We start from the raw sequence: 25,811 nt of genomic DNA, 5'->3' as shown, positions 1-25,811 counted from the left end.
GAGACGGCCGGTTCCGTGCGCGGGGGCATGCTCGACGACTGTGTGAGTGGAGGCATGCTCGACGGGGCTTGGGAGCGGGTTCTTCTTGTTGGCAGACGGACCCGAGCATGCCCCCGTGCACGAAATGGCTTGCGAGACGAGAAGGACCGCGTGCTGCGGGCTCGACGGGGCTTCCGTGAGTGGAGGCATGCTCGATGAGGCGTGAGGGGCGCACGTTCTTCTCGCAAGACGTGCTTGAGCATGCCACCGCGCACGGATCGGGGTCGAGTGGGCAAAAACCGTGCACGGGGGCATGCTCGGCGCTCTCGCCCCCGCACGAGAAGCGGCCCCGCACCGTGAGGGGCGCGGGACCGCGGGCAGGGCCAGAGGGACGGTCTAGTCTTCCATGTAGTCCTTGAGACGGCCGGAGCGGCTCGGGTGGCGCAGCTTGGCGAGGGTCTTGGACTCGATCTGGCGGATGCGCTCGCGCGTCACGCCGAACTCGCGCCCGACCTCCTCGAGCGTGCGCGGGTGCCCGTCCTCGAGGCCGAAGCGGAACTTGATGACCTTGCGCTCGCGGTCAGCGAGGCCGTCGAGGACCTGGTCGAGCTGCTCGCGCAGCATGGAGTCGGAGGCGGCCTCAGGGGGCGCCACAGCCGAGGAGTCCTCGATGAAGTCGCCGAGCTGGGAGTCCTCCTCCTCGCCGATCGGGGTCTCCAGGGAGACGGGCTCCTGGGAGATCTTCTGGATCTCGCGCACCCGGTCCGGGCTCATGCCCATCTCGGCGCCGATCTCCTCGGGGGTGGGGTCGCGCCCGAGGTCCTGCAGGAGCTGGCGCTGCACGCGGATGAGCTTGTTGATGGTCTCGACCATGTGCACCGGGATGCGGATGGTGCGCGCCTGGTCGGCGATGGCGCGGGTGATGGCCTGGCGGATCCACCACGTCGCATAGGTGGAGAACTTGAAGCCCTTGGTGTAGTCGAACTTCTCCACGGCGCGGATGAGGCCGAGGTTGCCCTCCTGGATGAGGTCGAGGAAGAGCATGCCGCGGCCGACGTAGCGCTTGGCGATGGAGACCACGAGGCGCAGGTTCGCGGAGATAAGCTGCTGCTTGGCGTCGAGGCCCACCTGCTCGATGCGCATGAGGCGGCGCTGCTCGGCGCGGGTGAGCTCGAGCTCGCCCGCCTCGGCGGCCTCGAGCTTGTCGGTGGCCTCGGTGCCCGCCTCGATCTTCATGGCGAGGTGGACCTCCTCGGAGGCCGTGAGCAGGTCGACCTTGCCGATCTCCTTGAGGTACATGCGCACCGGGTCGCCGGTGAGCATGACCGTGGAGGTGTCCTGCCTGCGGGCGCGGGCGCGGCTGGAGCGCTTGGGCTTGGCGGTCTTGGCCTTGGGCACGGAGCGCAGGGCCTCCTTGACGGCCTTCGCCTCGGCCGCGCTCTCCGACTCGCCCTCCTCGTCGTCGAACTCGTCGCTCGAGACGTCATCGTCGTCGAAGTCGTCCTCCGAGTCGTCCCCCGAGGAGAACTCCTGGCTCGAGGACTCGTTGCTCGTGATCTCGACCCCCTTCGCGCGGAGCGCGTCGTACAGGTCGGAGAGCTCCTCCGAGTCGACGTCGATGTCCCTGATGGCGAGCTGGATGTCGTCCTCGGAGACGCTCGCGGACGCCTTGGCGCCGCCGGCGAGCTCGTCGAGGACGCGGGTCAGCTCCTCGGAGAGCTTGCTGTCTGACTTCTTCTTGCTTCCTGCCACGTATCTCCCCTTCGACGCATGAACTTCGAGATTATACCCGAAACCTACTCGGACGATACCGAGGAAAGTGCCCTGACCAACTCGTTCACCCGGCGCTGAAGCTCGGTCGCCTCGCGGAAGAGCGCCTGGGACTCCTCGTCGGGGCGCGACGAGGAGCTGAGCGCCGCGCGTATCTGGCGGATCCGCCTCCGGCACGAGCAGAGCTCGGCGGTGTCCACGATGAAGTCGAGCTTCTCGGCGTCCGAGAGCTCGTCGTCGCCCATAACGCGCCCGCCCGAGAGGATCGAGGGGGCCTCGGGGACGACGGAGCTCGCCGCCGCGACCGCCGCGGCCGGGGTCGTGCCCTCCGGCGTGGAGAGGATCGCCCACGCCATCGCCTCGTGGCGGGCGTCCGACCAGGAGAGCCCGGCGATGCGCTCGGCGTAGGGCCTGAGGGCGTCCGGGCGCTGCGCCATGGCGCCGAGCAGCTCGCGCTCCGCCGCGACCTGCATGCGGTCGTCGGCGGAGAGGGCGCGATACCCCGCCCCGCCGGCGGGGCGGGCCGGCGTCGGGGCCGGGGCGTCCTCGTAGGCGTCGGCGGGCACGTAGTCGTCGGGCACGTAGTCCGCCTCGTCGGCGAGGGGCGCCTCGGGGTGCGCCTGTCGGGCGGCCGCAGACACAGGGCGGGAGGTCCTTCTCGCCGCGCGCGCCGGGGCGCGGTCCTCCTCGGCCTCCACGACCTTGGCCTCGCGGATCGCGCGCTTGGTCTCGGAGACGTCCATGCCGAGGGTGTCCGCGAGCCGCGTGGCGTACTCGTCGAGAAGGACGGAGTGCTTGAGCGGCGCCAGGAGCTGGGCCATGTCGGCGAGGGCGCGGACGCGAAGCCCCGGGGCGGAGAGGTCGAGGCCCGCCAGGCGCTTCTCGAAGACGAAGTCCATGAGCGGGCGGGCGCCGGCGAGGATGGGGCGCAGCGCGTCGGCGCCGTGGGCGGAGAGGAACTCCATCGGGTCCTGGTTGTCCGGCAGCACCACACACAGCAGCGCCGCCGACGTCTTGTCGATGTAGCGAACCGCGCGCTCGGCAGCGCGCTGCCCCGCGGCGTCCCCGTCGAACATGCAGACGATCCTGCTCACGCGCTGGCGCTCCATGAGCCGCACGTGGTCCAGGCGGAAGGCCGTGCCGAGCGCGGCCACCGCGTTGGTGAAGCCGGCCTCGTGCATGGCGATGACGTCGGTGTAGCCCTCGCAGACGATGGCCTCGCCGGTGGCCGCCATCGTCTCCTTGGCCCGGTCGTAGGCGAAGAGGTGCTTGCCCTTGTTGAAGGCGGCCGTGTCGCGCGTGTTGACGTACTTGGCCACGTTGTCGCGCTTGGGCCCGATCACGCGCCCGCCGAAGGCGATGGTGCGGCCCTGCTCGTCGTGGATGGGGAACATCACGCGGTCGTAGAAGCGGTCCATGACGCGTCCCGAGCGCTCCTGCGCGAGGTCGGCCGCGATCAGCTCGGCGGGCGTGAAGCCCTTGGCGCGCAGCTGCGCCACGAGCTGCCCGCGGCCCGGGGCGAAGCCGAGCCCCCAGCGCCGGCAGACGGCCGAGCCGAAGCCGCGGCCCGCGAAGTAGCGCCTGGCCTCGTCCGGGCCCGCGCCCCTCCCCCGCATGAGCATGGTGTGGTAGTACTCCTCGGCCGCGCCGAGCGCCTCCATGAGGCGGGTCTTCTTGGGGCCGCGCCGGCCGCCTCGCTCCTCGGCGAGCTCGATCCCGGCGCGGTCCGCGAGGTAGCGGATGGCATCGGGGAAGTCGAGGTTCTCGCGGCGCTGAACGTAGGAGAAGACGTCGCCGCCGTCGCCGCAGCCGAAGCAGTGCCAGAGGCCCGTCGCCGGGTTCACCTTGAAGGACGGGCTCTTCTCGCCGTGGAAGGGGCAGCAGCCCCAGAACTCCTGCCCGCGCTGGCGCAGCTCCACGGTCTCGGCCACGAGCTGCACGAAGTCCGTCGCCTGGCGGACCCGCTCCTTGTCCTCGTCGGTGATCACGCGCACCTCCCCGAGAGCTCGACGCCCTCCCGTCCCAGGGCCTTGCGCACCCAGTCGACGTTGCCCAGAACCACGCGCTCCAGCTCCTCCACGGAGCCAAAGGCGCGCGGCTCGCGAAGCCAGCGCACGAAGACCACGCGGACGCGCTCCCCGTAGAGGTCCCCCTCAAAGCCAAGGAGCGTCGCCTCGAGGAAGGCCTCGCCCTCCTCGCCCGGCGAGAAGGACCTCGGCTTGCCCACGTTGATCGCGGAGGGGTAGGCGACCTCGCCCACGTGGTCGGTGCCGAGGCCGTCGCCCACGACGACGAAGCCGGCGTAGACCCCCTCCGCGGGAAGGCAGGCGTCCTCGCTCACGCGCACGTTCGCCGTGGGGAAGCCGAAGCCCGTGCCCTCGCCGCGCCCGTGCTCGACCTCGCCCGCGGCGTAGTGGCAGCGGCCGAGAAGCGCGGACGCCTCCTCGACGCTCCCCCGCTCGATGAGGCCGCGGATGCGCGTTGCGGTGATGGGCTCGTCGCCCTCGCGGGAGAGCTCGACGCCGATGACGTCAAAGCCGTCGGCCCCGCCGAGCCCGCGCAGGGCGTCCACGGTGCCCGCGCCACGGGCGCCCAGTCGGAAGTCCTCGCCGACCACGATGGCGCGCACGTCGAGCAAGGGGCCGAGCCCCTCGCGCACGAAGCGCTCGTAGGGCACGGCCGCAAGCTCGGGCGTGAACGAGAACACGAGGAGCGCGTCGGCTCCGGAGTCTATGAGCGCATGCTCTCGGTCGTCAACGGAGAGCAGGTCATCGGGGGCGGCGTCCGGCGAGAGCACGCGCGCGGGGTCGGGCGAGAAGGTCACGACGGCCAGGCGGCAGCCGCGGCGGTCGGCCTCCGCGCGGGCTCGGCGCAGAAGGGCGCGGTGCCCGCGGTGCAGGCCGTCGAAGGCGCCGATGGCGCAGACGAAGCGGCGGTCCTCGCCAAGCGCGGCCTTCTCGGAACAGAGCGGGTCATCGACCCGGGCGCCGTTCTCGTCGACGGCAACGGAGAAGAACGGCTCGCAGTAGGGGACGTCGAGCACGCACTCGACGGAGCCCCCGAGCAGACGCATGCCAAAGCCGCCGCGAAACGCGCGGCCCGCGGGAACGGAGGCCCGCACGAGCTCGCGAACGTCGCGGGGGCCAAGCGGCGACTCGGGGCCCAGCGAGCGGACGTCGACCGGCCCGCGCACGCCCTCGACGGCCTGCGGGAAGTTTGTATCGCAGACGAGATGGCGGCCGTCGCGGCGCCAGATGCCCGCCAGCCCGCCGCCCAGGGTGAGGGCAACGCGCTCGCCGGGGGCGGGCACGCGGAGGTCGCCGCCATCCCGGACGGACCCGAGCCCGATCCTGCGGCCGTTCATGACGTCGACGACCTCGTCGAGCCCAAGGGCGCGCTCGGGAAGGCCGAGGACGCGAACGGGGTCGAGGCAGCGCTCGTGGACGAGCTCCACGCCACGGGCCTCAAGCTCCTCGAGCGTCATGCAGTCGGCGAGCGTGACGGGACCGGAGAAGGTGCGCCGGAGGGCGGAGACGTGCGCGCGGCACCCGAGGCGGCGACCAAGGTCGCGCGCGAGGCTGCGCACGTAGGTGCCCTTGGAGACGTCGAGCGAGAGCTCCCAGCTCCCGGCCCCGGCGTCAACGGAGAGGAGGCGCGCGTCATAGACGCGGATGCGCCGGGCGGAAAGCTCGAGCTCCTCCCCCGCCCGGGCGGCGTCGTAGGCGCGTCGCCCTCCCACGGACACGGCCGAGAAGGACGGGGGCACCTGGTCCTGCTCGCCCCTGAGGCTCAGGACCTCGGCCTTGGCGCGCATGTAGTCGAGAAGCTCGTCCGGCACCGGGGCCGTGCGCGTGGCCTCGCCCTCGGCGTCGTCGGTCGTGGTCTCGGCGCCGAGCTGGAACGTGGCGTCGTAGCCCTTGCGGTCGAGCGTGAGCAGCCCAAGGAGCTTCGTCGCCTGGCCGATCCCCACCACGAGGACGCCCGTGGCGGCCGGGTCGAGCGTGCCGGCGTGGCCCACGCGCTTCTCGCCCACCGCGCGGCGGACGCGGGAGACGACGTCGTGGCTCGTCATGCCGGCGGGCTTGTCTATGGCGATGAGCGCCGAGAACGCGCTCGGACGGCGGGCCAACGTCAGCTCTCCGCGGAGCGTGCAAAAGTGCCTGTCCCTTTTGCACATGCGTACAGGGCGCGGAGCTTGGGCAGGACGACGGCGAGCGCCTCGTCGATGTCGCCGTCCACGGTGAAGCCCGCCGCGGCGGGGTGCCCGCCGCCGCCCATCTCGCGGGCGATCGAGGAGATGTCGCGGTCGGACTTGGCGCGCAGGTTGCCGCGGACCTTTCCGCCGGGGACCTCCTTCAGGAAGAGGGCCACCTCGCAGCCGTCGACGCGGCGGACGAGGTCGACGAGGCCGTCGCACTCAGCGACGGGCACTCCCGTCGCGGCGAAGTCGGCCGACGTGGCGTAGCTGTAGGCGATCTTGCCCTGCTCGAAGGTGGTGATGCGGCTCATCACGGTGGCGGAGAGGTGAATGTAGGCGAGCCGGTCGCTCTGGTAGACGTGGAGCGACACCTCGGACGGCGAGGCGCCGGCCTCGACGAGCGAGCTCGCGACGCAGAACGCCTCGCCGTTGGCGTTCTGGTACTGGAAGCAGCCCGTGTCCGTCATGAGGGCGCAGAGCAGGTTCTGCGCGATCGTGGGCGTGAGCTCGCAGCCCACGTGACGCGCGAACTCGGCGACGATGATGCCGGCGGCCGCGGCGTCCGTGCGCACGACCCCGGCGTCCCAGCTCGGCTCTCCCCCGGGATGGTGGTCGAGCACCGCCACGTGGGCCGAGCGCTCGAGCACGGCGCGGGCGTCGGCGAGACGACCCGGCTGCGAGAGGTCCACGCAGACGAAGAGGTCGGGCGAGCCCTCGTAGGCGCAGGCGCGCACGAAGCCGTTGGCGCCCGGGAGGAACTCGTAGGTGCGCGGGACGACGTCGTCGTCTGCGAGCAGGCTCGTGACCTCGCGGCCCGGCCAGGTGCGCTCGATAATCTCGGCCAGGGCGAGGCCCGAGCCGAGCGCGTCGCCGTCAGGCGAGGTGTGCGCGCAGACGACGACCGTGCGCGCCCCCTCGATCAGGCGGGCGATCGCGTCGAACTGCGCGGCCTGTTCGGCGGGCATGGATCCCCCCAGCATGCGGACCCCCTATTCCCCGTCGCTCTTCTCGCCAGTCGACTCGCCCGCGCCCGCGGGCTCGCCGGCGATCGGATAGCCGAACTCGTCCTTCTCGACGCCGATGGTGGGCGGCACGTCCTCGAGGGCGCGCGCGATGCGCTCGGCCTCGTCGGTCGTGGTGTCGATGCGGAAGTCGAGCTCCGGGGTCACGCGCCAGCCGAGCGAGCGGCCCAGCAGCGAGCGGATGCGGCCCTTGGCGCGCGCGAGCGCGGCGGTGACCTCGTCGTAGCGATCGGCGTCGCAGCTCACGAACGCCCGCAGGAGCGACTTGTCGACCGACACCTCGACGCCCGTGACGGTCACGAGCGCGAGGTCGGGGTCGGACACCTCGAAGAGCAGGATGCTCGCGAGCTTCTCCCTCGCGAGCGCGTTGGTCCTTCTCGAGTACTGGTTCTGCTTCATTGGTTATGCCCCCAAGCGGGGCGGGGCCGCGCGGCCCCGCCCCGTCCGTGACTACTCGGTGCGCGCGACCTGGTCGATGCGGTAGCCCTCGATGATGTCGCCGGGCTTGACGTCCTGGAAGTTCTCCAGGCCGATGCCGCACTCGAAGCCGGCCTTCACGCTCTTGACGTCGTCCTTGTAGCGGCGCAGCGACGCGATCTTGCCGTCGTAGACGACGATGCCGTCGCGGACGAGCCTGACCTGGTCGTCGCGGGAGATCTCGCCGTCCTGGACCATGCAGCCCGCGGCGATGCCGACCTTGGGCACCTTGAAGGTGTCGCGGACCTCGGCGGTGCCGGTCTGGACCTCGACCTCGGTGGGCTTGAGCATGCCGATGCGGGCGGCGTCGATGTCCTCGATGGCCTTGTAGATGACGCTGTAGGTGCGGATCTCCACGCCGTCGCGCTCCGCGGCCGCGCGGGCCTTCGCCTCCGGGCGCACGCCGAAGCCGATAATGATGGCGTTGGAGGCGTCCGCGAGGACGACGTCGGTCTCCGTGATGGCACCGACGGCGGAGTGGATCGTGTTGATGCGGACCTCGGACTGATCCATCTTGTCGAGCGAGTCCTGGAGCGCCTCGATCGAACCCTGGACGTCCGCCTTGATGATGAGGTTGAGCTCCTTGACCTCGGCGTCGGCCATGGTGTCGAAGAGGTTCTCGAGCGTGACGTGCTTGACGCGGTTCTGCTCCTCGATGCGGGCCTTGAGGGCGCGCTGGTCGGCGAGGTCGCGGGCGTCGCGGTCGTCCTGGAAGACGCGGAACTCGTCGCCGGCCATGGGCACGCTCTGGAGGCCGAGGATCTCGACGGCGTCGGAGGGGCCCGCCTCGGTGACGGAGTTGCCCTTGGGGTCGAGCATGGCGCGGACGCGGCCGTAGGCCATGCCCGCCACGAGCGCGTCGCCGATGTGCAGGGTGCCGCGCGTCACGAGGACCGTGGCCACGGAGCCGCGGCCGCGGTCGAGCTTGGCCTCGAGGACGTTGCCGGAGGCGAAGGTGTCCGGGTTGGCCTTGAGCTCGAGGACGTCGGCCTGGAGGATGACGGTCTCGAGCAGCTCGTCGATGCCGATCTTCTGCTTGGCGGAGATGTTGACGAACATGTTCTGCCCGCCCCACTCCTCGGGGATGACGCCGTACTCGGTGAGCTCCTGGCGCACCTTGTCGGGGTTGGCGCCGGGCTTGTCGATCTTGTTGACGGCCACGATGATGGGGACGCCCGCGGCCTTGGCGTGGTTGATCGACTCGACGGTCTGCGGCATGACGCCGTCGTCGGCGGCGACGATCAGGATGACGATGTCGGTCACCTTGGCGCCGCGGGCGCGCATGGCCGTGAAGGTCTCGTGGCCCGGCGTGTCGATGAAGGTGATCGTGCGGCCGTTGATCTTGACCTGGGAGGCGCCGATGGCCTGCGTGATGCCGCCGGCCTCGCCCTCGGCCACGCCCGTGTGGCGGATGGCGTCGAGCAGCGACGTCTTGCCGTGGTCGACGTGGCCCATGACCGTGACCACGGGCGGGCGCGGCTTGAGGTCGGCGGGGTCGTCGTAGAACGTGAAGGAGTTCTCCTCCTCCTTGGTCATGACCTTGACGTCGCGGCCGAGGTCGTCGGCCACGAGCTCGATGAGCTCGTCGGACATGGACTCGGTGAGCGTGAGCGGGGTGCCCAGCAGGAAGAGTCGCTTGATGATGTCGTTGGCCGGCACGCCGAGGAGCTCGGCGAGCTCGCCCACGGTGGAGCCCTGCGGGACCCTCACGGTGTCGAGCTGCGAGAGGTCCTGGTCGTTGGCGATGGCCTCCTCGATGCGGTGCTGCTCGGCGGCCTGCTCGGCCTGCTTCTGGCGGCGCTCCTTGCGGCGCTTGCGCCGTCCGGTGGACTCGCGCGACGCCTCCTCGACGGCCACGCGGGCCTCCTCGAGGACGCGGCTGCGGTTGTAGGCCTCGGCCTCGCGCGCCATGCGGCTGTAGCGGTCCTCGCCGCCCTCCCCGCCGCGACGGCCCTTCTTGCCGCGACGGCGGCCGTCGTCTGACGCCGGGGCGCTCGGGCCGGGCTGCGCCGCGGGGGCGGGGCCGGAGCCGCGCCGGCCGGCCGGCCGGGCGCCGTCGGCGCGGCGGGCGCGCCCGCCCTTCTCGGCGGCCTTCTTCTGCGCGGCCTCCTCGGCCTGCTGCTTCAGGACCTGCTCCTGCTGCGCGATCTGGTCGAGCAGGGACGAGAAGGACGGGACGGACTTCGGCGCGTTGTCGCGCACGCGGTTCTTCTCGGCCTCCTCGCGGGCCTTGCGCTCGGCCTCGGCCTTGGCGGCCTCCTTGGCCTTGCGCTCCGCCTCGGCGGCGGCGCGGCGGCGCTCCTCCTCGGCGCGCTCGCGCTCGCGGCGCTCCTCGGCGGCGATGCGCTCCGCCTCGGCCTGCTCGGCGGCGATGCGGGCCTCCTCGGCCTTGGCCTCCTCCTCGGCGCGCTTGGCCGCCTCGATCTCCGCGGCGCGGGCCTCGAGGATGGGCTTGAGCTTCTTGCGCACGATGGAGACGTAGGCGTCCTCGAGCGTCGAGGAGGCCGACTTGGCCGGTATCTTCATGTCGGCGAGGTGTCCGAGCATCTCCTTGCTCGACATCCCGTATTCCTTCGCGAGGTCATGTACGCGCGTCTTTGCCATGTGACCTACCTTCCAAACCTTCGGGCACGCGCCCGTCTGTCAATTCGTAGCGGGCGCCCTAGATGAGCGAGTCGGGGTCGGAGCTGACCTCGGCGCTGGCGATCGCCTCGTGGATGCCGCAGAAGCGCGAGCCCGGACGGGCCATGTTGCGGCACTGGACGCCGTTGGCGCCGACGAACTCGCAGCGGTGCGACTCGCCGTCGTCGAGCAGGTCGTCCTCCGCGACGGCGTGCGGCAGGTCGCGCAGGACGCCGGCGGCGAGGGACTCGTTCTTGATGTCGATGTGCATGCCCGTGAGGCGCGCGGCGAGGCGGGCGTTCTGGCCCTCCTTGCCGATGGCGAGCGAGAGCTGGTCGTCGGGGACGATGACGGTCGCGTAGTCGGTCTCCTCGTCGATGATCACGCGGGAGACGCGCGCCGGCGAGAGCGCGGAGGCCACGCGGCGGGCGGGGTCGTCGCTCCAGAGGACCACGTCGACGCGCTCGCCGCGAAGCTCGGAGACCACGGTGCGCACGCGGCTGCCCTTGGGGCCGACGCAGGCGCCCACCGGGTCGAGGCGCGGGTCGTTTGACGAGACGGCCACCTTGGAGCGCACGCCGGGCTCGCGGGCGATGCTCCTGACCTCGACGACGCCGTCGTAGACCTCGGGCACCTCGAGCTCGAAGAGGCGGCGAAGCAGGTCCGGGTGGGTGCGGGAGACCACGATGGGCGGGCGCTGGCGCTCGCCGCGGACCACGGGCTGCGTGGAGTTGGGGTCGCGCACGTCGATAATGATCGCGCGGATGCGCTGGTTGTGGGCGTAGCGCTCGCCTGCGGGGCGCTCGTTGCGCTCCTCGGGGAAGCGGCGCTGGTCGAAGTGCGGCAGCTCCGCCTCGACGCCCTCGCGGATCTTGATGATCGTGAAGTCCGAGGTGGTCTGCAGGACCGTTCCGGTGATGATGTCGCCCACGCGCTGCGAGAACTCCTCGTAGATCTGGACGCGCGCGGCGTTGCGCACGATGGCCTTGATCTCGGCCTTGGCGTGCTGGGCGGCGATGCGGCTCGTGTCGGCGGGGGTCACGTCGACCTCATCGAACTCGGTGTACTCGCCGGTCTCCGGGTCCTCCTCGCCCTTGGGGACGAGCTCGTAGACGTAGACCTTGCCGGTCTGGCGGTCGATCGTGACGCGGGCGCCGAAGGGCAGGTGCAGGACGTCCGCGTAGCTCTTCGCGAGCGACTGCTCGAGGCGGTCGAGCAGGTAGAGCTGGTCGATGTGACGCTCCTGGCAGAGCAGCTCGAGGGCTTCCATCATCTGAGAGGCCATGGGTTTCTCCTTACTTCCTCCTGCCCGGGGCGGAGGCGTCGGCCTCGCCGAAGTCGGGCTTGATCGTGCACTTCCTGATATCGCCGAGCGCGAGCTCCACGCGCTCGCCGTCGACCTCGAGGGCCACCGTCTCCCCCTCGATGCCGAGAAGGGTGCCGGTGTAGCGGCGCCTCCCCTCGCCCGGGACGAGGCTCGCCGCCACCGTCTGGCCGGCGAAGCGCGCGAAGTCGCGCGGCTTGCGAAGCGGGCGCGCCATGCCGGGGCTCGAGACCTCGAGCGTGAAGCTCGACGGAATGGGGTCGAGCTCGTCGAGCGCGGCCGAGATCCACTCGGTCTCCTCCGTCACCTCGTCGAGCGTGATGGTGGGCGCGGACTCGTCCGCGTGGTCGATCCGGACGCGCACGCACGGCGCCTTGCTCGCGCCGACGACCTCGACGTCGACGACGTCGATGCCGCGCTCGGCGGCCGTGGGCTCCAGCGCGTCGATGATCGTCTGCTCGAGACCTTGCTTGGGCATCGCCCCTCCCGTCTTCATACAGAAAGGAAGCGGGGCGAGAAGATCCACCCCACTTCCTACGGTTACAGCTTCGAATACGCTGCTAGTCTACGGTGTTTCTCGCCTTGCGTCAACCGCGGCTCCACGAGAACCCCACATCGGGCATCGGCGGGCGGCACCAGGCAGGACGCGCAACCCCGCGTTTTCAAACAATCGAAGTTACGCGTCCTTCTCGCCCGTAAAAGTGCCAATAAAGTCAGTCTACGCATTAAAAATGGCTTCAAATGACGAGCTACGTATCCAAATCCACGTGCCACTGAACGCGCAATCCGACATTTCTGGAAACACCAGATTGCGCATTCCCTCAGCTGCAACGCACCCCCCTGACGGCAGCGCGTGCAGGCCGACGCGCAGGAGGCCCGCCGATGTTCCGGAGAGAAGTTCCGCGCAGCGCACTTCCCCCGACGGCAGCGCGTGCATGCCGAGACGCGCGGGCCCCTCCGTCCTGTCCGCGAGAAGTTCCGCGCAGCGCACTTCCCCCGACGGCAGCGCGTGCATGCCGAGACGCGCGGGCCCCTCCGTCCTGTCCGCGAGAAGTTCCGCGCAGCGCACTTCTCGCGGACAGGACGGAGGGGCCCGCCCCACGCGTGAGGGCCTACACCGCCACGATGTTGACCAGGCGGCCCTTGATCACGATGACCTTCTTGATGTCCTTGCCGGCGAGCTGCTCGGCCACGGCGGCCTTGGCGGCCTCGGCGACCTCGTCGTCGGTGGCGTCGGCGGCGACGGTCACGCGGCCGCGGACCTTGCCCTTGATCTGGACCGCGATCTCCACCTCGTCGGCCTTGGCGGCCTCGGCGTCGAACTCGGGCCAGGCGGCGTTGTAGACCGAGCCCTCCTGGGCCAGCGCCTTGTGCCAGAGCTCCTCGGCCCAGTGCGGGCAGATCGGCGCGAGCATCGTCACGATCGCGTGCGCCACGGCAAAGCTGAGCGCCGGGTCGCGCTGCTCGGGCGCCACGTCGTTCACGTACTTGGACGCCGCGTTGGTGATCTCCATGACGGCGGAGATGGCGGTGTTGAACTGGCCGCGGTCGAAGTCGGTGGTGCACTTGATGCCCATGCCGTTGAGCGTGCGCCAGAGCTCCTTGCCCGCCGCGTCGAGGGTGCCCGCGCTCACGGCGCCGGCGGCCGCGCCCTGGCTGAGCAGCCAGACCACGCGCCACGCGCGCTTGATGAAGCGGTTGGCGCCGGCGACGGCCTCCTCGTCCCAGTTGAAGTCCTTCTCGGGCGGGGCGATGAAGAGAATGGCCAGGCGCATGGTGTCCGCGCCGTAGGGCTCGATCACCGAGGACGGCGGCACGACGTTGCCCTTGGACTTGGACATGGTGTCGCCGTTGGCGTCCTTGACCATGCCCTGGCAGAGCAGGTTCTCGAAGGGCTCGTCGATGCCGATCATGCCGAGATCGCGCAGGACCTTGGTGAAGAAGCGGCTGTAGAGCAGGTGCAGGATGGCGTGCTCGATGCCGCCGATGTAGTTGTCCACCGGCATCCAGCGGTCCACGGCCTCGCGCGAGAAGGGCAGCTCCTCGTTGTGCGGGTCGCAGTAGCGCAGGTAGTACCAGCTGGAGCACGTGAAGGTGTCCATGGTGTCGGTGATGCGCTTGGCGGGCTTGCCGCACTTGGGGCAGGTGGTCTCGTAGAACGGCGCGTAGGCGGCGAGCGTCTCGCCAGCGCCGAGGTCGAGCGCGTCCGGCAGCGTGACGGGCAGGTCCTCGTAGGGCACCGGCACGTCGCCGCAGTCGTCGCAGTGGATCATCGGGATCGGGTTGCCCCAGTAGCGCTGGCGGGAGATGAGCCAGTCGCGCAGGCGGAACTGCACCGTCTTGCGTCCGAGGCCCTGCCGCCCAAGCCAGTCGATGATGGCGTCCACGGCCTCGGAGTGCTTGCCGCCCTTCATGCCGGTGAACTGGCCGGACTGCACGAGGTAGCCCTCTGCCTCCATCGCGTGGTCCCAGTCGACGGAGGTCACCACGAGCTCGCGCTCGTCCTTGAGCTGCTCGTACAGCGGGTCGTCCTTCTCGCAGATGATCGGGGCGATCTCGAGGCCGTACTTCTTGGCGAAGTCGAAGTCGCGCTGGTCGCCGCAGGGCACGCCCATGACGGCGCCGGTGCCGTAGTCCATGAGGACGTAGTCGGCGACCCAGATGGGCGCCGGGCGGCCGTTCACCGGGTTGATGACGTAGCGGCCGGTGAAGACGCCGTGCTTCTCGCGCTCGGAGCCCTGGCGGTCGACCGAGGAGACCTTCTCCGCGGCGGCCTTGAGCTCGAGGAAGGCGGCCTCGTGCTCGGTGCCGGCCACGAGCTCCGCGGCGAGCGGGCTCTCGGGCGGCAGCAGGAAGAAGGAGACGCCAAAGAGCGTGTCCGGGCGCGTGGTGAAGACGGTGATCTTGGTGTCGGTGGGGGTCACGCCGTCTTCCGCGGCCAGCGTGAAGTCGATCTCGGCGCCCTCGGAGCGGCCGATCCAGTTGGCCTGCATCGCGCGGACGCGCTCGGGCCACTTGCCCTCGAGCTTCTTGAGGTCGTCGAGCAGCTCCTGGGCGTAGTCGGTGATCTTGAAGTACCACTGGGAGAGAGCGCGCTTCTCGGGCACCGAGCCGCAGCGCCAGCACTTGCCGTCGACGACCTGCTCGTTGGCAAGCACCGTCTGGCAGCCGGGGCACCAGTTCACCGGCGAGTTGTCGCGGTAGACGAGGCCCTTCTCCCACATCTTGAGGAAGATCCACTGGCCCCACTTGTAGTACTCGGGGTCGCAGGTGTTGAACATGCGGTCGTAGTCGTAGGAGAAGCCCATGCGGCGCATGGTCTTGGTGGCCTGCGCGATGTTCTGGTGCGTCCAGACGCTCGCCTGCGTGTTGTGCTTGATGGCGGCGTTCTCGGCGGGCAGGCCAAAGGCGTCGTAGCCCATCGGGTGCAGCACGTCGAAGCCGCGCATACGCGCCTGGCGCGCCATGGCGTCGCCGATCGTGTAGTTGCGCGCGTGGCCCATGTGCAGGTCGCCCGAGGGGTACGGGAACATCTCCAGCACGTACTTCTTGGGCTTCTCGGGGCTCTCCTCGGTCTTGTAGAGCTCCTCGGCGTCCCACTCGGCCTGCCAGCGGGTCTCGATCTCCTCGGCGTCGTAGGCCGGGACCTCGAAGTTCTTCTCGGCGTCGCTCATCTGCGTGACTCCTTCGTGCGTGATGGTCAACCGTGCCATTGTAGCAGCAACTCAAAGGGCCGCAGGGGTGTTCCTCCGAGAAGTGCGCTGCGCGAAACCTCACTACGGAACGTCCGACCGCCGTGAGGAAGTTCCAGCAACGAAAGGCCTCCCGGACGTCTCGGAGAGAAGTTCCGCGCAGCGCACTTCTCAAAGAGACGTCCGGGAGGCCGGCAGTCGCAGGTTCTTCTCGCCTAGCGGTAGCTCACAGAGTGCTGGGAGTCCTTGACCACGACGTCGTGCGCACCGCCCTCGACGATCGAGGTGGACGAGACGAGCGTCAGGCGCGCCTTCTCCTGCAGCTCCTTGATGGTCTTGGCACCGCAGTTGCACATCGTGGACTTGATCTTGTAGATCGTCTGGCCCACGCCCTCCTTGAGGGAGCCGGCGTAGGGCACGTAGGAGTCGACGCCCTCGACGAAGCCGAGCTTGGAGGCGCCGCCCTGGTCGTAGCGCTGCCAGTTGCGGGCGCGCGCGGAGCCCTCGCCCCAGTACTCCTTCATGTACTGGCCGTTGACGTTCACGCGCTCGGTGGGGCTCTCGTCGAAGCGGGCGAAGTAGCGGCCGAGCATCATGAAGTCGGCGCCCATGGCGAGCGCGAGCGTCATGTGATAGTCGTAGACGATGCCGCCATCGGAGCAGACGGGCACGTAGATGCCGGTCTCCTCGTAGTACTTGTCGCGCGCGCGGCAGACGTCGATGACCGCGGAGGCCTGGCCGCGGCCGATGCCCTTGGTCTCGCGCGTGATGCAGATCGAGCCGCCGCCGATGCCGACCTTCACGAAGTCGGCGCCGCAGTCGGCGAGGAAGCGGAAGCCATCCTCGTCGACGACGTTGCCGGCGCCCACCTTGACCGAGTCGCCGTAGTTGGCGCGCACCCACTCGAGCGTGCGCTTCTGCCACTCGGAGAAGCCCTCGGAGGAGTCGATGCAGAGCACGTCGGCGCCGGCCTCCACGAGCAGCGGCACGCGCTCGGCGTAGTCGCGGGTGTTGATGCCCGCGCCCACCATGTAGCGCTTGTTGGCGTCCAGGAGCTCGTTGGGGTTGGACTTGTGCTGGTCGTAGTCCTTGCGGAAGACGATGCCCACGAGGTGGTCGTTCTCGTCAACGACGGGCAGGGCGTTGAGCTTGTTGTCCCAGATGACGTCGTTGGCCTTCTTGAGCGTGATGTCCTTGTCCCCCACGATGAGGCGCTCGCGCGGGGTCATGAACTCGCGGACCTTCTTCTGGTGGTCGTCGCGGCTGGGACGGTAGTCGCGGCTCGTCACGATGCCGAGGAGCTTGCCGCGGGAGGAGCCGTCGTCGGTGACGGGCATGGTGGAGTGGCCGGTGCGCTCCTTGAGCTCCATGACCTGCTCCATCGTCATGTCCGGCGTGAGCGTGGAGTCGGACTCGACGAAGCCGGCCTTGTGGTCCTTGACGGCCTTGACCATGGCCGCCTCGGCCTCGGGCGTCTGGTTGCCGTAGATGAAGGCGAGGCCGCCCTCAATGGCGAGCGCCACGCCCATGTCGACGCCGGAGACGGACTGCATGATGGCGGAGACCATCGGGATGTTGAGGCTGAGCGCGGGCTCCTCGCCGCGGCGGAACCTCACGAGCGGGGTCTTGAGCGACACGTTGGCGGGGATGTTCTCCGCCGAGGAGTATCCGGGGACGAGCAGGTACTCGGAAAAGGTGTGGGACTCCCCCTCGAAGAACGTGGCCATGTGCTGGCTCCTCTCCCCGCCCGCGGCGGATGACTGGCTGAGTTCACGCCATTGTAACATCCGCTCACGGGTTTATCGGCTGCCGTTTGCCGAGAAGTACCAGCTCACGATAAGGACACGCGGAGGGCGGCCGCAGGAGGCGCGCGCCGTATACTCAAGGCGTCGAGAGGGGGCCTCATGAAGAGCGCGCGCGTGGCCGCGGCGGTGCGGCAGATCATGGACGAGACGGCGGGGCGGGCGCCACGGGCGGGGCGCAACGTTCTCATGCTCGCGTGGCTCGAGGACGAGATGGGCGCGATGCCGCCCAACCCCGGCGACCACGACATCATCTCGATGTCGGCGCCACTCGGCGTGCTCTGCGGAGACGCGTCGTGCCCGGGCGCGGACCGCACGGTTTTTCTCGCCCTGTACTTCACGACAGAGCGTTTCGTTCAGAGCCTCACGCCCATCGCGGACGAGGACTCGCCGCTCTTTCGCATGCTCACGACCACCGCGACGAAGCGCCACTCCGCGCGGCGCGTCAGCGCGCCCGAGCCTGACAAGGAGCTCATGGTCGACCTCTATGCCGCCGCTGCGGTGACCTACGTGGAGCGGCGCGACGGCTGGGAGCAGGTGGTGGAGGCGCTTGGCGTCGCGATAGTGGCCCTGGCCTCCCCCGCCATCCCCGAGGAGGGGCCGAAGGGGGCGGACGAGGCGCTCGCCGTGATCTTGCAGGAGATCTCCGCGCACCCGGAGTCCGTGAGCCTCTCTGGGCTGGCACGGCGCTATTCCTACAGCACCACGTACCTCTCCGAGCTCATCCACGACCGCTGCGGGAAGACGTTCACGGAGCTCGTGGCCGAGCAACGCATGGAGCGCGCGGCGATGCTGCTGCGCGCGACGAGCCTTCCGGTGCGCGAGGTGGCCCGGCAGGTGGGCTACGCCGGGACGAGCAACTTCTACCGCGCGTTCCGGGCTCAGTTTGGGCGCGGTCCCGCGGAGTGGCGCGAGGCGGCGCGAAATTAATCCGCCCTGACGGTCCGTCAGCTAACGCCCAACTGGGCTTTTTCATTTTCTCAGCGCCACAGGGCGGATTAATTTTGGACGGTCTCCCGAGAGGCGGACGGAGACGCGCGAGGGCTCCGACCCCTGGGCCGACACCCATGAGTGTCGGCTCCTCGGAAGCGCGAAGCCGGCACTTCTCGACAGACGCCAATTGGGTGCCGACACTCCCCTCTTCCACCATTCGAGAACGCCGGCACTCCCCGCCGGCACTCATGAGTGCCGGCGGGGAGTGCGGTGCTGAGTCGATAAGAATCGGCGTGACGCGCCTACTTGACGCGCGTGAGCCGGCCGTCGCAGATCTCGTAGATGCGGTCCGCCGCCGCGTCGAGCTCGCCCGAGTGCATGATTGCCACGACGGTGCGACGGCCCCGGAGCCCCGCGAGGTAGCCGCAGAGCCGCGCGCTCGTGGCGGCGTCGAGGTTGGCGAGCGGCTCGTCGAGAAGGACCGCCGGCTCCGGGCGCGAGAGGGCGCGCAGGAGCCCCAGCTTCTGGCGCTCGCCGAGCGAGAGGTTGAGCGGCTGGTCCGTGATGGCGCGCTCCGGCAGGTCGCCCAGGTCGAGCACGCGCGCGACCTCCGGGTCCGCCGCGCCGCCGAGGAGGTTGTCCTCGAGCGTGCCGGACACCACGGGCATCGGGTACGTGAGGTAGGCCGCGTCGAGCATCCCCGGCGCGAGCTCGAGGCGCCCGTCGAGGTCCGCCGGGTCGGAGAGCCCGCGAACGAGGTCGAGCAGGCGGGACTTGCCCGAGCCGTTGGCGCCCTTCACCACCACGAGCTCCCCCGGGCGAACCTCGAACTCCCCCGCCCAGAGCCGCCTGCCGCCCTCGCCGCGCTCGGGCGTCGCCCAGAGGGCGCCCTCCACGCGCACCACCAGGTCCTTCTCGCCCGTCGCGAGCGCCTCGAAGCCGGAGGGCTCTGCGGCCTCCTCCGCGTGCTCGCGCAGCAGCGCGAGGTTCGGGCGGTTTGCCACGTAGAAGCTCACGAACGAGCAGATGCCCGCCATGGGGGTCTGCAGCAGCGAGAAGAGCTGCCACGCCGCGACGACCGCCCCGAGGCTGACCTGCCCCGCCACCCAGAGCGCCACGCACACGGCGAGCACCACGACCTGGAGCGCCGGCGAGACGGCGGCGGGAAGCGTCGTCTGCGCGGTGTCGGCGAGGCGGTGCCGGCGGAGGAACGCGCGGTACTCGTTCGTGCATCCCTCGAAGCGCCGCTCGTAGAACCCCTCGGCGCCGCAGGCGTTGGCCGCGCGCTTCTCCTCCACGAGGCGACGGGCCTCCTCCTGCCAGGCCTCGCGCGCGGGCATCATCTCCATGAGCAGGCGCCCGGCGGAGTGCATGGGAACCCAGTTGACCGCAAAGTACACGACCAGCCCGCAGAGAAAGACCGGCACGAGCACGAGGTCGATTGCCGCGGCGCACCCCAGCAGCGCCGCGACCGCGATCGCGTACCCCACCGCGTTCACGTTCAGGTAGACCGCCATGGCGCCGTAGCCAAACGCCGCGCCGTTCACCACGTTCAGGAAGTGGCCGGCGTCGTGGCGCTCGAAGGCGCGCTGCGGCATGGCGAGCAGCTGGTCAATCGCCTCGTCCGAGGCGTCCACCTCCGCGCGGAGGTTGGCCCTGAGCGGAAGCCAGTCATCGAGGGCGAACTTCGCAAGCGCGGCCGCGAGCGACACGCCGAGAAACGCCGCAAGCCGCGCCGCAATCTCACCGAGCGTGAGCGCGCCGGACGCCAGGGCGTCCACGATCGCTCCCAGCAGGTACGCCGCTGCCGCCGAGAGCACGGTCCCGGACGCCACGCCGAGCGCTAGCGCGAGGTTGCGCGCGCTCGGCCTGAAGAGCGGGTATGCCTTCCCGCCCGAGGTTCTTCTCTCCATGTCCCTCTCCTTCCACGATGCTGGGACCATCGTAGGAACGAGAAGGACACCGCAGGTCAGAAACGCGCCGCGGCCGAAGGGGCATCACCCACAAACCGAAGATCCGGCGCACCCCGCCAAGAGAGTGCGCCGGATCTTCGGGGCAAAAGGGCAAAAGGGGACGTGTTTTTTCGCGCAGGGCTTTTGGGACAGGCCTGCCCACCAAGCGTGGGCAGGCCTGTCCCAAAAGCCCTGCGCGAAAAAACACGTCCCCTTTTGCCTACGCGTTGCCGCTCACGATGTCGTCCACGTTGACGGCAATGTCGTGCTTGGTGGGCACCCACTCGACCTTCTTGAAGAGCGCGGCCACCGTAATGGGGATGTAGGTCATCATGAAGAGCGGGAACGTGAAGAGGTTGGCCACCACGCGCCACTTCTTCTTGGCGTGGATCTTCTTGCGCTCGGAGACCGTGGTGATGATCGCGAGGATGAAGAACACGACGTACATGGACGCGAAGGTCATGATGAGCGAGCCCACGCACATGTTGAGCTCCCCCTGGGTGGCGATGAAGCCGTGGGAGAGCGAGCCCACGATGAGGTACGTGGCGTTCACGAAGAACGAGAGCAGCGTCAGAATCATGCCCGGCGCTACCGTCATGAGCATGTCGTAGCTCGCGAAGCGGCCCTTGGAGATGCCCTTCACAAGGTCGCGCGCGTACGAGAAGAACACCTGGTAGAAGCCCTTGGTCCAGCGCATGCGCTGCGTCCAGGAGGCCTTGAAGGTGACGGGCTGCTCGTCGAAGAACTCGGCCGGCGCGTAGCCGATCTGCACGTTGTTGGCGCAGCAGAAGGTGGAGAACTGGATGTCCTCGGTGAGCGTGTGGAAGTCCCAGCCGTGCATGCCGCGCACGATGCGCTCGGAGACCATCCAGCCGGAGCCGGAGATGGCGCAGCTCGTGCCGACCATCATGCGGGCGTTGTTGAGGAACTTGGCCTCGCGCATGAACCAGAGCGCATAGGCGGCGCTCACCCAGGAGGAGTCGAAGTTCTTGGAGTTGCGGTACCCGGTGCAGACGAGGTAGCCGGCGTCGAAGGCCTGGTTCATCACCGAGATGAAGTCCTTGGACACGAGGTTGTCCGCGTCCAGGACTACGAAGGCCTCGTACTTGTCGCCGTACTCGTTGAGGATCCGGTCGAAGCCGTAGTCGAGCGCCCAGCTCTTGCCGCGCCGCGCGAGGTCGTTTCTGTCCCAGACGATGGCGCCGGCCTTCTCGGCCTCCTCGTGCGTGTTGTCCGTGCACGCGTCGCAGACCACGAAGACGTCCATGAGCTCGCGCGGGTAGTCCTGCGCGAGGATGGAGCGCACGAGGTTGCCGATGACGAGCTCCTCGTTGTGCGCCGAGATGAAGAACGCGTAGCGGTGCTGCTTCTTGGCCTTGGGCAGCGTCACCGTCCCGCGGAACATGACGCGGACCACGTAGACGATCTGATAGAAGTACGCGAGCGTGAAGAAGAGCCAGATGATCAGGTTGAAGATGACGATCGGCGTGAGGCCGAGTCTGTTGAACTCCATCATGGGCATGGCGACACCCCTCGCGGTCTGCTCGCGGTCCTTCTCGCTTCCTTACGCCCCGGCGCCAAGCGCGGGGCAGATCTCCTCGCCCGCCGCGGTCCGGCCCATCGAGCGCTCTCTCAGTCCCTCTAGTATAGCGAGAAGGTCGTCCGGCAGGCGGTCGGCGATCGTGATGCGCTCCCCCGTCGCCGGGTGGTCGAAGGCGATGCGCCACGAGTGGAGGAACTGCCGCGAGAGCCCGAGGTTCAGCCGGGCGTCACCGCGGCCGTAGAGCGGGTCGCCCACGAGGGCGTGGCCCACGTGGCGCATGTGCACGCGGATCTGGTGCGTGCGCCCGGTGTAGAGGTGGCACTCCATGAGCGTGTAGCCCTCGTCGCGCCGCGCCGCCTCGAAGCGCTCGAGCACGCGGAAGGTGGTGATGGCCTCGCGCGCGCCGGGGGCGTCGGAGACGGCCATGCGGATGCGGTCGCGCGTGGAGCGGGCGATGCCGGTGACGACGGTCCCCTCGTCGTGCGCCACGTACCCGTGCGTGAGCGTGACGTAGCGGCGGTCGAGCACGCGCAGGCGGATGAGGTCCTGCAGGGCCCTCTGCGTGGCGTCGTCCTTGGCGGCGACCATGAGGCCCGAGGTGTCCATGTCAAGGCGATGGACGATGCCGGGCCGCTCCTCGCCCTGGAGCATGCCGAGGTGCGCGTAGCCGCAGTGCGCCACGAGCGCGTTGGCGAGCGTGTCGTCGACGTGGCCGGGGCTCGGGTGGCAGACGAGCCCCGCCTGCTTGGAGAGCACGATGAGGTACTCGTCCTCGAAGCGGATGTCGAGCGGGATGTAGGGGTTGGGGGCGAGCAGGCCGCCCGCGAGCTCGGGCTCGGGCTCGTCGAGGGTCGCGCGGACGCGGTCGCCGAGAAGGACCCTCTCGGACTTTGAGGTGGCGGGCGTCTCGTTGATCGTGACGGCGCCCTCCTCCACGAGGCGGGCGCACGCCGAGCGCGAGGGCATGCCGTCGCCCGTGGCGAGAAACGCGTCGAGCCGCATGCCGTCGGCCGCGGGGTCCACGAGCAGGTTCACGATGCGCTGCGCCATGCGGGCTCCTCTCGTCGGCGGGCGGCTCCTCGGCTGGCTATCGTATCACGGGCGGAGGCGCGGGCGGGCGCTACTCCCCCGCCGCCGCGGCGCGCTCGCGGGCGAGGTCCCAGCGCCACCAGAGCACGACGGCGAGAAATACGCCGCAGGTGACGAAGACGTCGGCGACGTTGAAGACGGCGAAGTCGACGAACGTCGTCTTGAAGAAGTCCGTGACGGCGCCGAGCGCCACGCGGTCGATCGCGTTGCCCACGCCGCCCCCCGCGACGGCGGCGGCGGTGAGCACGAGCGGCAGCGGCACATCGACGCGCCGCCACGCGACCACGACCCCCGCGACGAGGATCGCGGCGGCCAGCAGGACGAAGACGGGGCCGCCGCCCTCGCCGAGCGAGAAGGCGGCCCCCGTGTTGTAGACGAGGCTCAGGTCCATCACGCCCGGGATGAGCGTCACGGGCTCGCCGGGGACGAGCGTCGCGCGAGCGGCCGCCTTGCTCGCCTGGTCGAGCGCGACGACCGCGGCGGCGACCAGCGCGAAGAGCGCCAGCCGCCGCGCGCGGGCGGAGTTCGTGGCGTACGCGCCGGCCAAGCCTACTCCCCGAGCGCGGCCACGGCGTCGTGGCAGCGCGGGCAGAGGCCGTCCTCGCCGAGCTCGCGGAAGTTCCAGCAGCGCGGGCACTTCTCGCCGTGCGCGGGCTCAACTGAGCAGGCGAGCTCGTCGCCCTGGGCGAGAAGGACCTCGGAGCAGACGAAGGGCTCGGCAAGGTCGCAGCCAAGCTCGCCGGCCAGAAGCGCGTGCAGCTCCGCGGGCGCCGTCAGAGTGGCGCGGGCGGCCTGCGTGGTCTTCTCGGTGAGCGTGCCGTCGGCGATGGCGGTCTCGTAGGCCTTGGTGAAGGCGGCGCGGGCCTCGACGACGGCGTCGTAGGCGGCGAGGTAGGGCTCGTACTCCTCGGCGGTCCAGGGAGCCTGGTACCAGTCGAGAAGGGCGGCGAACTCCTGGCCGTCGCGCAGCGACTCCGGGAGGTAGCTCATGGCCTCGTCGGTGGTGTAGACGAGGATGGGCTGCAGGTCGTGCACGAGCATCGAGAGGATCTGCGCCCAGACGGTGAGGGCGCTTCGGCGCTCGAAGCCGTTCTTCTCGCCGCAGTAGACGCGGTCCTTGGTGGCGTTGAGGTAGCCGTTGGAGAGCTCCGTGATCACGTAGTCGTAGAGCATGCGGTAGACCACGTTGAAGCGATAGGACTCGTAGGCGGCGCTCACCTGGTCGTGGACCTGGCAGAGGCGCGCGAGCGTGAGCTTGTCGTACGGGAGGAGCTCGTCAAAAGCCACGGCGTCGGTCGCCGGGTCGAACTGGCCCTCGATCTCGCCGAGCAGGAAGCGCAGCGTGTTGCGGAAGCGGCGGTAGGCCTCGCCCACGTGGTCGAGGATCGTGCCGTCGCAGGGGATGTCGTTGGAGGTGTCGACGGAGGTGACCCACAGGCGCAGGATGTCGGCGCCGCGGGTGTCGCACTCGGCGTTGGGGTCGATGACGTTGCCGAGCGACTTGGACATCTTGCGGCCCTGGCCGTCGAGCGTGAAGCCCTGGGAGACCACGGACTTGTACGGCGCCACGCCGTAGGCGCCCACGGAGGTCATGAGCGAGCTCATGAACCAGCCGCGGTGCTGGTCGGAGCCCTCGAGGTACATGTCGGCCGGGAACGTGAGGTTGTCGCGGTGGCGGCAGACGGCGGTGTGGGAGACGCCGGAGTCCCACCACACGTCGAGGATGTCCTTGTTGGCCTTGAGGTGGTGCCCGCCGCACTTGGGGCAGACGCACGACTGCCCAAGGTAGCTCGCGGGGTCGTCGGTGAACCAGGCGTCGGAGCCCTTCTCGCGGAAGAGCTCGATCACGGCGTCGAGCGTGTCGTCGTTCATGACGGTCTCGCCGCAGTCCTGGCAGGTGAAGGCCGGGATGGGCACGCCCCAGTTGCGTTGGCGGCTGATGCACCAGTCCGGGCGGCCCTCAACCATCGAGCCGATGCGCTTGATGGCGTGACCGGGGTAGAACTTCACCTTGGAGAGTTCCTCGAGCGCCTGCTCGCGGAGGCTCTTGCCGCCGCGCAGGGGCTTGTCCATCGAGACGAACCACTGGCTCGTGGCGCGGAAGATGACGGGCTCCTTGCAGCGCCAGCAGTGCGGGTAGCTGTGGTTGATGTCCTCGTGCAGGATCAGCGTGCCGCGCTCGCGCAGCCACTCGATGATCTTGGGGTTGGCCTCGTTGACCTCCATGCCGGACCACGGGCCGCCGGTGCCCATGCCGTCGCCCACGAAGAAGCGGCCGTCGTCGTCGACCGGCATGACCGTGGGGATGCCGAACTTCTGGCCGGCGAGGTAGTCGTCCACGCCGTGGCCGGGCGCGCAGTGGACGATGCCCGTACCGTCATCCAGAGTGACGTAGTCGGCGTAGATGAACTCGCCCGTCTCGCCCTGGTCGCCAAAGATCGGCTGCTTGTAGCGGTTGTGCGCGAGCTGCTCGCCCGTGGCGCGCCAGGGCTCGCCGTCCTCGCCGCGCACGAGTGCAACCTCGCCGTAGCCAAACTTGGCGGCGCAGCGCTCGGCGAGCGCCTCGGCCACGATCTCCGCGCGGCCGTCGTGGACGAGCGCCACGTAGGTGGCCTCGGGGTGGCAGATGACGGCGTCGTCGGCGGGGAGGGTCCACGGCGTGGTGGTCCAGATGTCAACGAAGAGCCTGCCGGCCCAGGCCTCCAGGCCCTCCGGCACCGTGGTCATCTCAAAGCGCACGAAGATGGCGGGGCTGACCTCGTCGCCGTACTCGATCTCCGCCTCGGCGAGGGCCGTGTGGCAGTGCGAGCACCAGTGCACGGGCTTGGAGCCCTGCGTGATGGCGCCGGCGTCGAAGATGGCCTTGAAGATCTCGACGTCGGTGGCGTCGTAGTCGTTCACGTAGGTGAGGTAGGGGTTGTCCCACTCGCCGAGGACGCCCAGGCGCTTGAAGCCCTGGCGCTGGGTGTCCACCTGCTCGACGGCCATCTTGCGGCAGAGCTCGCGAATCTTCTCGGTGGGAAGCTGGTTGAACTTCTCCGTGCCGAGCATGGTCTCGACCTTGTGCTCGATGGGCTGGCCGTGGCAGTCCCAGCCGGGGACGTACGGCGTCTGGTAGCCGCGCATGGACCAGTAGCGGTTGATGATGTCCTTGGAGATCTTGTTCTGCGCGTGGCCGAGGTGGATGGGGCCGTTGGCGTACGGGGGGCCGTCGTGCAGGACGAACTTCTCGTGCCCCTCGTTCTTGGCGATCATCTGCTCGTAGACGTGGTTCTCCTCCCACATCGCCAGGCGCTTGGGCTCGTTCTGGGCCAGGCCGGCGCGCATGGGAAAGCCCGTGCTCGGCAGGTTGGTGGTCTTCTTGTACTCGTTCTTCGCCACGCTCTCCTCCTTCTGTGTGCAAAAGTG

The 25,811-nt window shown here is 69.5% G+C and carries 16 protein-coding genes; 1 reads left to right on the top strand and 15 read right to left on the bottom strand.

Features of this window, described 5'->3' with window-relative positions:
• Positions 1 to 375: 375 nt before the first annotated feature.
• The 10 genes from rpoD to E0L17_RS00165 all read right to left on the bottom strand — a co-directional run bounded on the left by rpoD (position 376) and on the right by E0L17_RS00165 (position 16,811).
• Positions 376 to 1,731, bottom strand: a complete 1,356-nt coding sequence (rpoD, locus tag E0L17_RS00210) for an RNA polymerase sigma factor RpoD (protein WP_167929291.1) — start codon at positions 1,729 to 1,731, stop codon at positions 376 to 378.
• Between the two features lie 44 nt (positions 1,732 to 1,775).
• Complete coding sequence (dnaG, locus tag E0L17_RS00205) at positions 1,776 to 3,737, bottom strand: DNA primase (RefSeq protein WP_167929290.1); 1,962 nt, start codon at positions 3,735 to 3,737, stop codon at positions 1,776 to 1,778.
• Complete coding sequence (truB, locus tag E0L17_RS11180; protein ID WP_353652917.1) at positions 3,734 to 5,878, bottom strand: tRNA pseudouridine(55) synthase TruB; 2,145 nt, start codon at positions 5,876 to 5,878, stop codon at positions 3,734 to 3,736. The genes dnaG and truB overlap by 4 nt, the downstream gene beginning before the upstream one ends.
• A 2-nt stretch (positions 5,879 to 5,880) precedes the next feature.
• Positions 5,881 to 6,927, bottom strand: coding sequence for a DHH family phosphoesterase (locus E0L17_RS00195; RefSeq protein WP_286163174.1), 1,047 nt, complete (start codon positions 6,925 to 6,927; stop codon positions 5,881 to 5,883).
• 9 nt (positions 6,928 to 6,936) lie between these two features.
• A complete protein-coding gene (gene rbfA / locus E0L17_RS00190) occupies positions 6,937 to 7,368 on the bottom strand; it encodes a 30S ribosome-binding factor RbfA (protein ID WP_167929288.1) in 432 nt (143 codons plus the stop codon).
• Positions 7,369 to 7,419: 51 nt separating this feature from the next.
• The gene (infB, locus tag E0L17_RS00185; protein WP_167929287.1) at positions 7,420 to 10,050 is read right to left on the bottom strand and encodes a translation initiation factor IF-2; all 2,631 of its coding nucleotides are present in this window, start codon (positions 10,048 to 10,050) and stop codon (positions 7,420 to 7,422) included.
• Between the two features lie 58 nt (positions 10,051 to 10,108).
• Positions 10,109 to 11,353 (bottom strand): transcription termination factor NusA, encoded by a 1,245-nt coding sequence (gene nusA / locus E0L17_RS00180; protein WP_167929286.1) that lies wholly within the window; start codon positions 11,351 to 11,353, stop codon positions 10,109 to 10,111.
• A 10-nt stretch (positions 11,354 to 11,363) separates the two neighbouring features.
• Entirely contained in the window at positions 11,364 to 11,870 is a 507-nt protein-coding gene (gene rimP, locus E0L17_RS00175; RefSeq protein WP_167929285.1) for a ribosome maturation factor RimP, read from the bottom strand.
• 634 nt (positions 11,871 to 12,504) lie between these two features.
• Positions 12,505 to 15,066: a leucine--tRNA ligase gene (gene leuS, locus E0L17_RS00170; protein WP_167929284.1), complete on the bottom strand. Its 2,562-nt coding sequence runs from the start codon at positions 15,064 to 15,066 to the stop codon at positions 12,505 to 12,507.
• Positions 15,067 to 15,299: 233 nt separating this feature from the next.
• A complete protein-coding gene (locus tag E0L17_RS00165; protein ID WP_167929283.1) occupies positions 15,300 to 16,811 on the bottom strand; it encodes an IMP dehydrogenase in 1,512 nt (503 codons plus the stop codon).
• 177 nt (positions 16,812 to 16,988) lie between these two features.
• Here E0L17_RS00165 and E0L17_RS00160 point away from each other — a divergent pair, with 177 nt between their 5' ends.
• Entirely contained in the window at positions 16,989 to 17,816 is an 828-nt protein-coding gene (locus E0L17_RS00160) for a helix-turn-helix domain-containing protein (protein ID WP_167929282.1), read from the top strand.
• A 305-nt stretch (positions 17,817 to 18,121) separates the two neighbouring features.
• On the opposite strand, the gene E0L17_RS00155 is transcribed toward E0L17_RS00160, so the two are convergent.
• The 5 genes from E0L17_RS00155 to ileS form a co-directional block, all read right to left on the bottom strand.
• Positions 18,122 to 19,732 (bottom strand): ATP-binding cassette domain-containing protein, encoded by a 1,611-nt coding sequence (locus E0L17_RS00155; RefSeq protein ID WP_167929281.1) that lies wholly within the window; start codon positions 19,730 to 19,732, stop codon positions 18,122 to 18,124.
• A gap of 259 nt (positions 19,733 to 19,991) precedes the next feature.
• The gene (locus E0L17_RS00150) at positions 19,992 to 21,284 is read right to left on the bottom strand and encodes a glycosyltransferase family 2 protein (RefSeq protein WP_445331026.1); all 1,293 of its coding nucleotides are present in this window, start codon (positions 21,282 to 21,284) and stop codon (positions 19,992 to 19,994) included.
• Between the two features lie 51 nt (positions 21,285 to 21,335).
• A complete protein-coding gene (locus E0L17_RS00145) occupies positions 21,336 to 22,364 on the bottom strand; it encodes an RluA family pseudouridine synthase (RefSeq protein WP_167929279.1) in 1,029 nt (342 codons plus the stop codon).
• A 70-nt stretch (positions 22,365 to 22,434) separates the two neighbouring features.
• A complete protein-coding gene (gene lspA, locus E0L17_RS00140) occupies positions 22,435 to 22,950 on the bottom strand; it encodes a signal peptidase II (RefSeq protein ID WP_286163173.1) in 516 nt (171 codons plus the stop codon).
• 2 nt (positions 22,951 to 22,952) lie between these two features.
• Entirely contained in the window at positions 22,953 to 25,730 is a 2,778-nt protein-coding gene (gene ileS, locus E0L17_RS00135; RefSeq protein WP_286163189.1) for an isoleucine--tRNA ligase, read from the bottom strand.
• Positions 25,731 to 25,811: the final 81 nt, after the last annotated feature.

This window comes from Olsenella sp. SW781 (assembly GCF_012027725.1).
GTDB lineage: Bacteria > Actinomycetota > Coriobacteriia > Coriobacteriales > Atopobiaceae > Thermophilibacter.
Note: the sequence above shows the minus strand (reverse complement) of the source record. Positions and strands in the feature narration are given on the sequence as shown.

What these genes read in the sequence shown, in the direction of transcription:
- rimP (WP_167929285.1), bottom strand. Translation starts at nt 11,870, where the DNA reads ATGCCCAAGCAAGGTCTCGAGCAGACGATCATCGACGCGCTGGAGCCC.
- E0L17_RS00165 (WP_167929283.1), bottom strand. Translation starts at nt 16,811, where the DNA reads ATGGCCACGTTCTTCGAGGGGGAGTCCCACACCTTTTCCGAGTACCTG.
- rbfA (WP_167929288.1), bottom strand. Translation starts at nt 7,368, where the DNA reads ATGAAGCAGAACCAGTACTCGAGAAGGACCAACGCGCTCGCGAGGGAG.
- infB (WP_167929287.1), bottom strand. Translation starts at nt 10,050, where the DNA reads ATGGCAAAGACGCGCGTACATGACCTCGCGAAGGAATACGGGATGTCG.
- ileS (WP_286163189.1), bottom strand. Translation starts at nt 25,730, where the DNA reads ATGCGCGCCGGCCTGGCCCAGAACGAGCCCAAGCGCCTGGCGATGTGG.
- E0L17_RS00145 (WP_167929279.1), bottom strand. Translation starts at nt 22,364, where the DNA reads ATGGCGCAGCGCATCGTGAACCTGCTCGTGGACCCCGCGGCCGACGGC.
- E0L17_RS00195 (WP_286163174.1), bottom strand. Translation starts at nt 6,927, where the DNA reads ATGCTGGGGGGATCCATGCCCGCCGAACAGGCCGCGCAGTTCGACGCG.
- nusA (WP_167929286.1), bottom strand. Translation starts at nt 11,353, where the DNA reads ATGGCCTCTCAGATGATGGAAGCCCTCGAGCTGCTCTGCCAGGAGCGT.
- E0L17_RS00160 (WP_167929282.1), top strand. Translation starts at nt 16,989, where the DNA reads ATGAAGAGCGCGCGCGTGGCCGCGGCGGTGCGGCAGATCATGGACGAG.
- leuS (WP_167929284.1), bottom strand. Translation starts at nt 15,066, where the DNA reads ATGAGCGACGCCGAGAAGAACTTCGAGGTCCCGGCCTACGACGCCGAG.
- E0L17_RS00155 (WP_167929281.1), bottom strand. Translation starts at nt 19,732, where the DNA reads ATGGAGAGAAGAACCTCGGGCGGGAAGGCATACCCGCTCTTCAGGCCG.
- E0L17_RS00150 (WP_445331026.1), bottom strand. Translation starts at nt 21,284, where the DNA reads ATGGAGTTCAACAGACTCGGCCTCACGCCGATCGTCATCTTCAACCTG.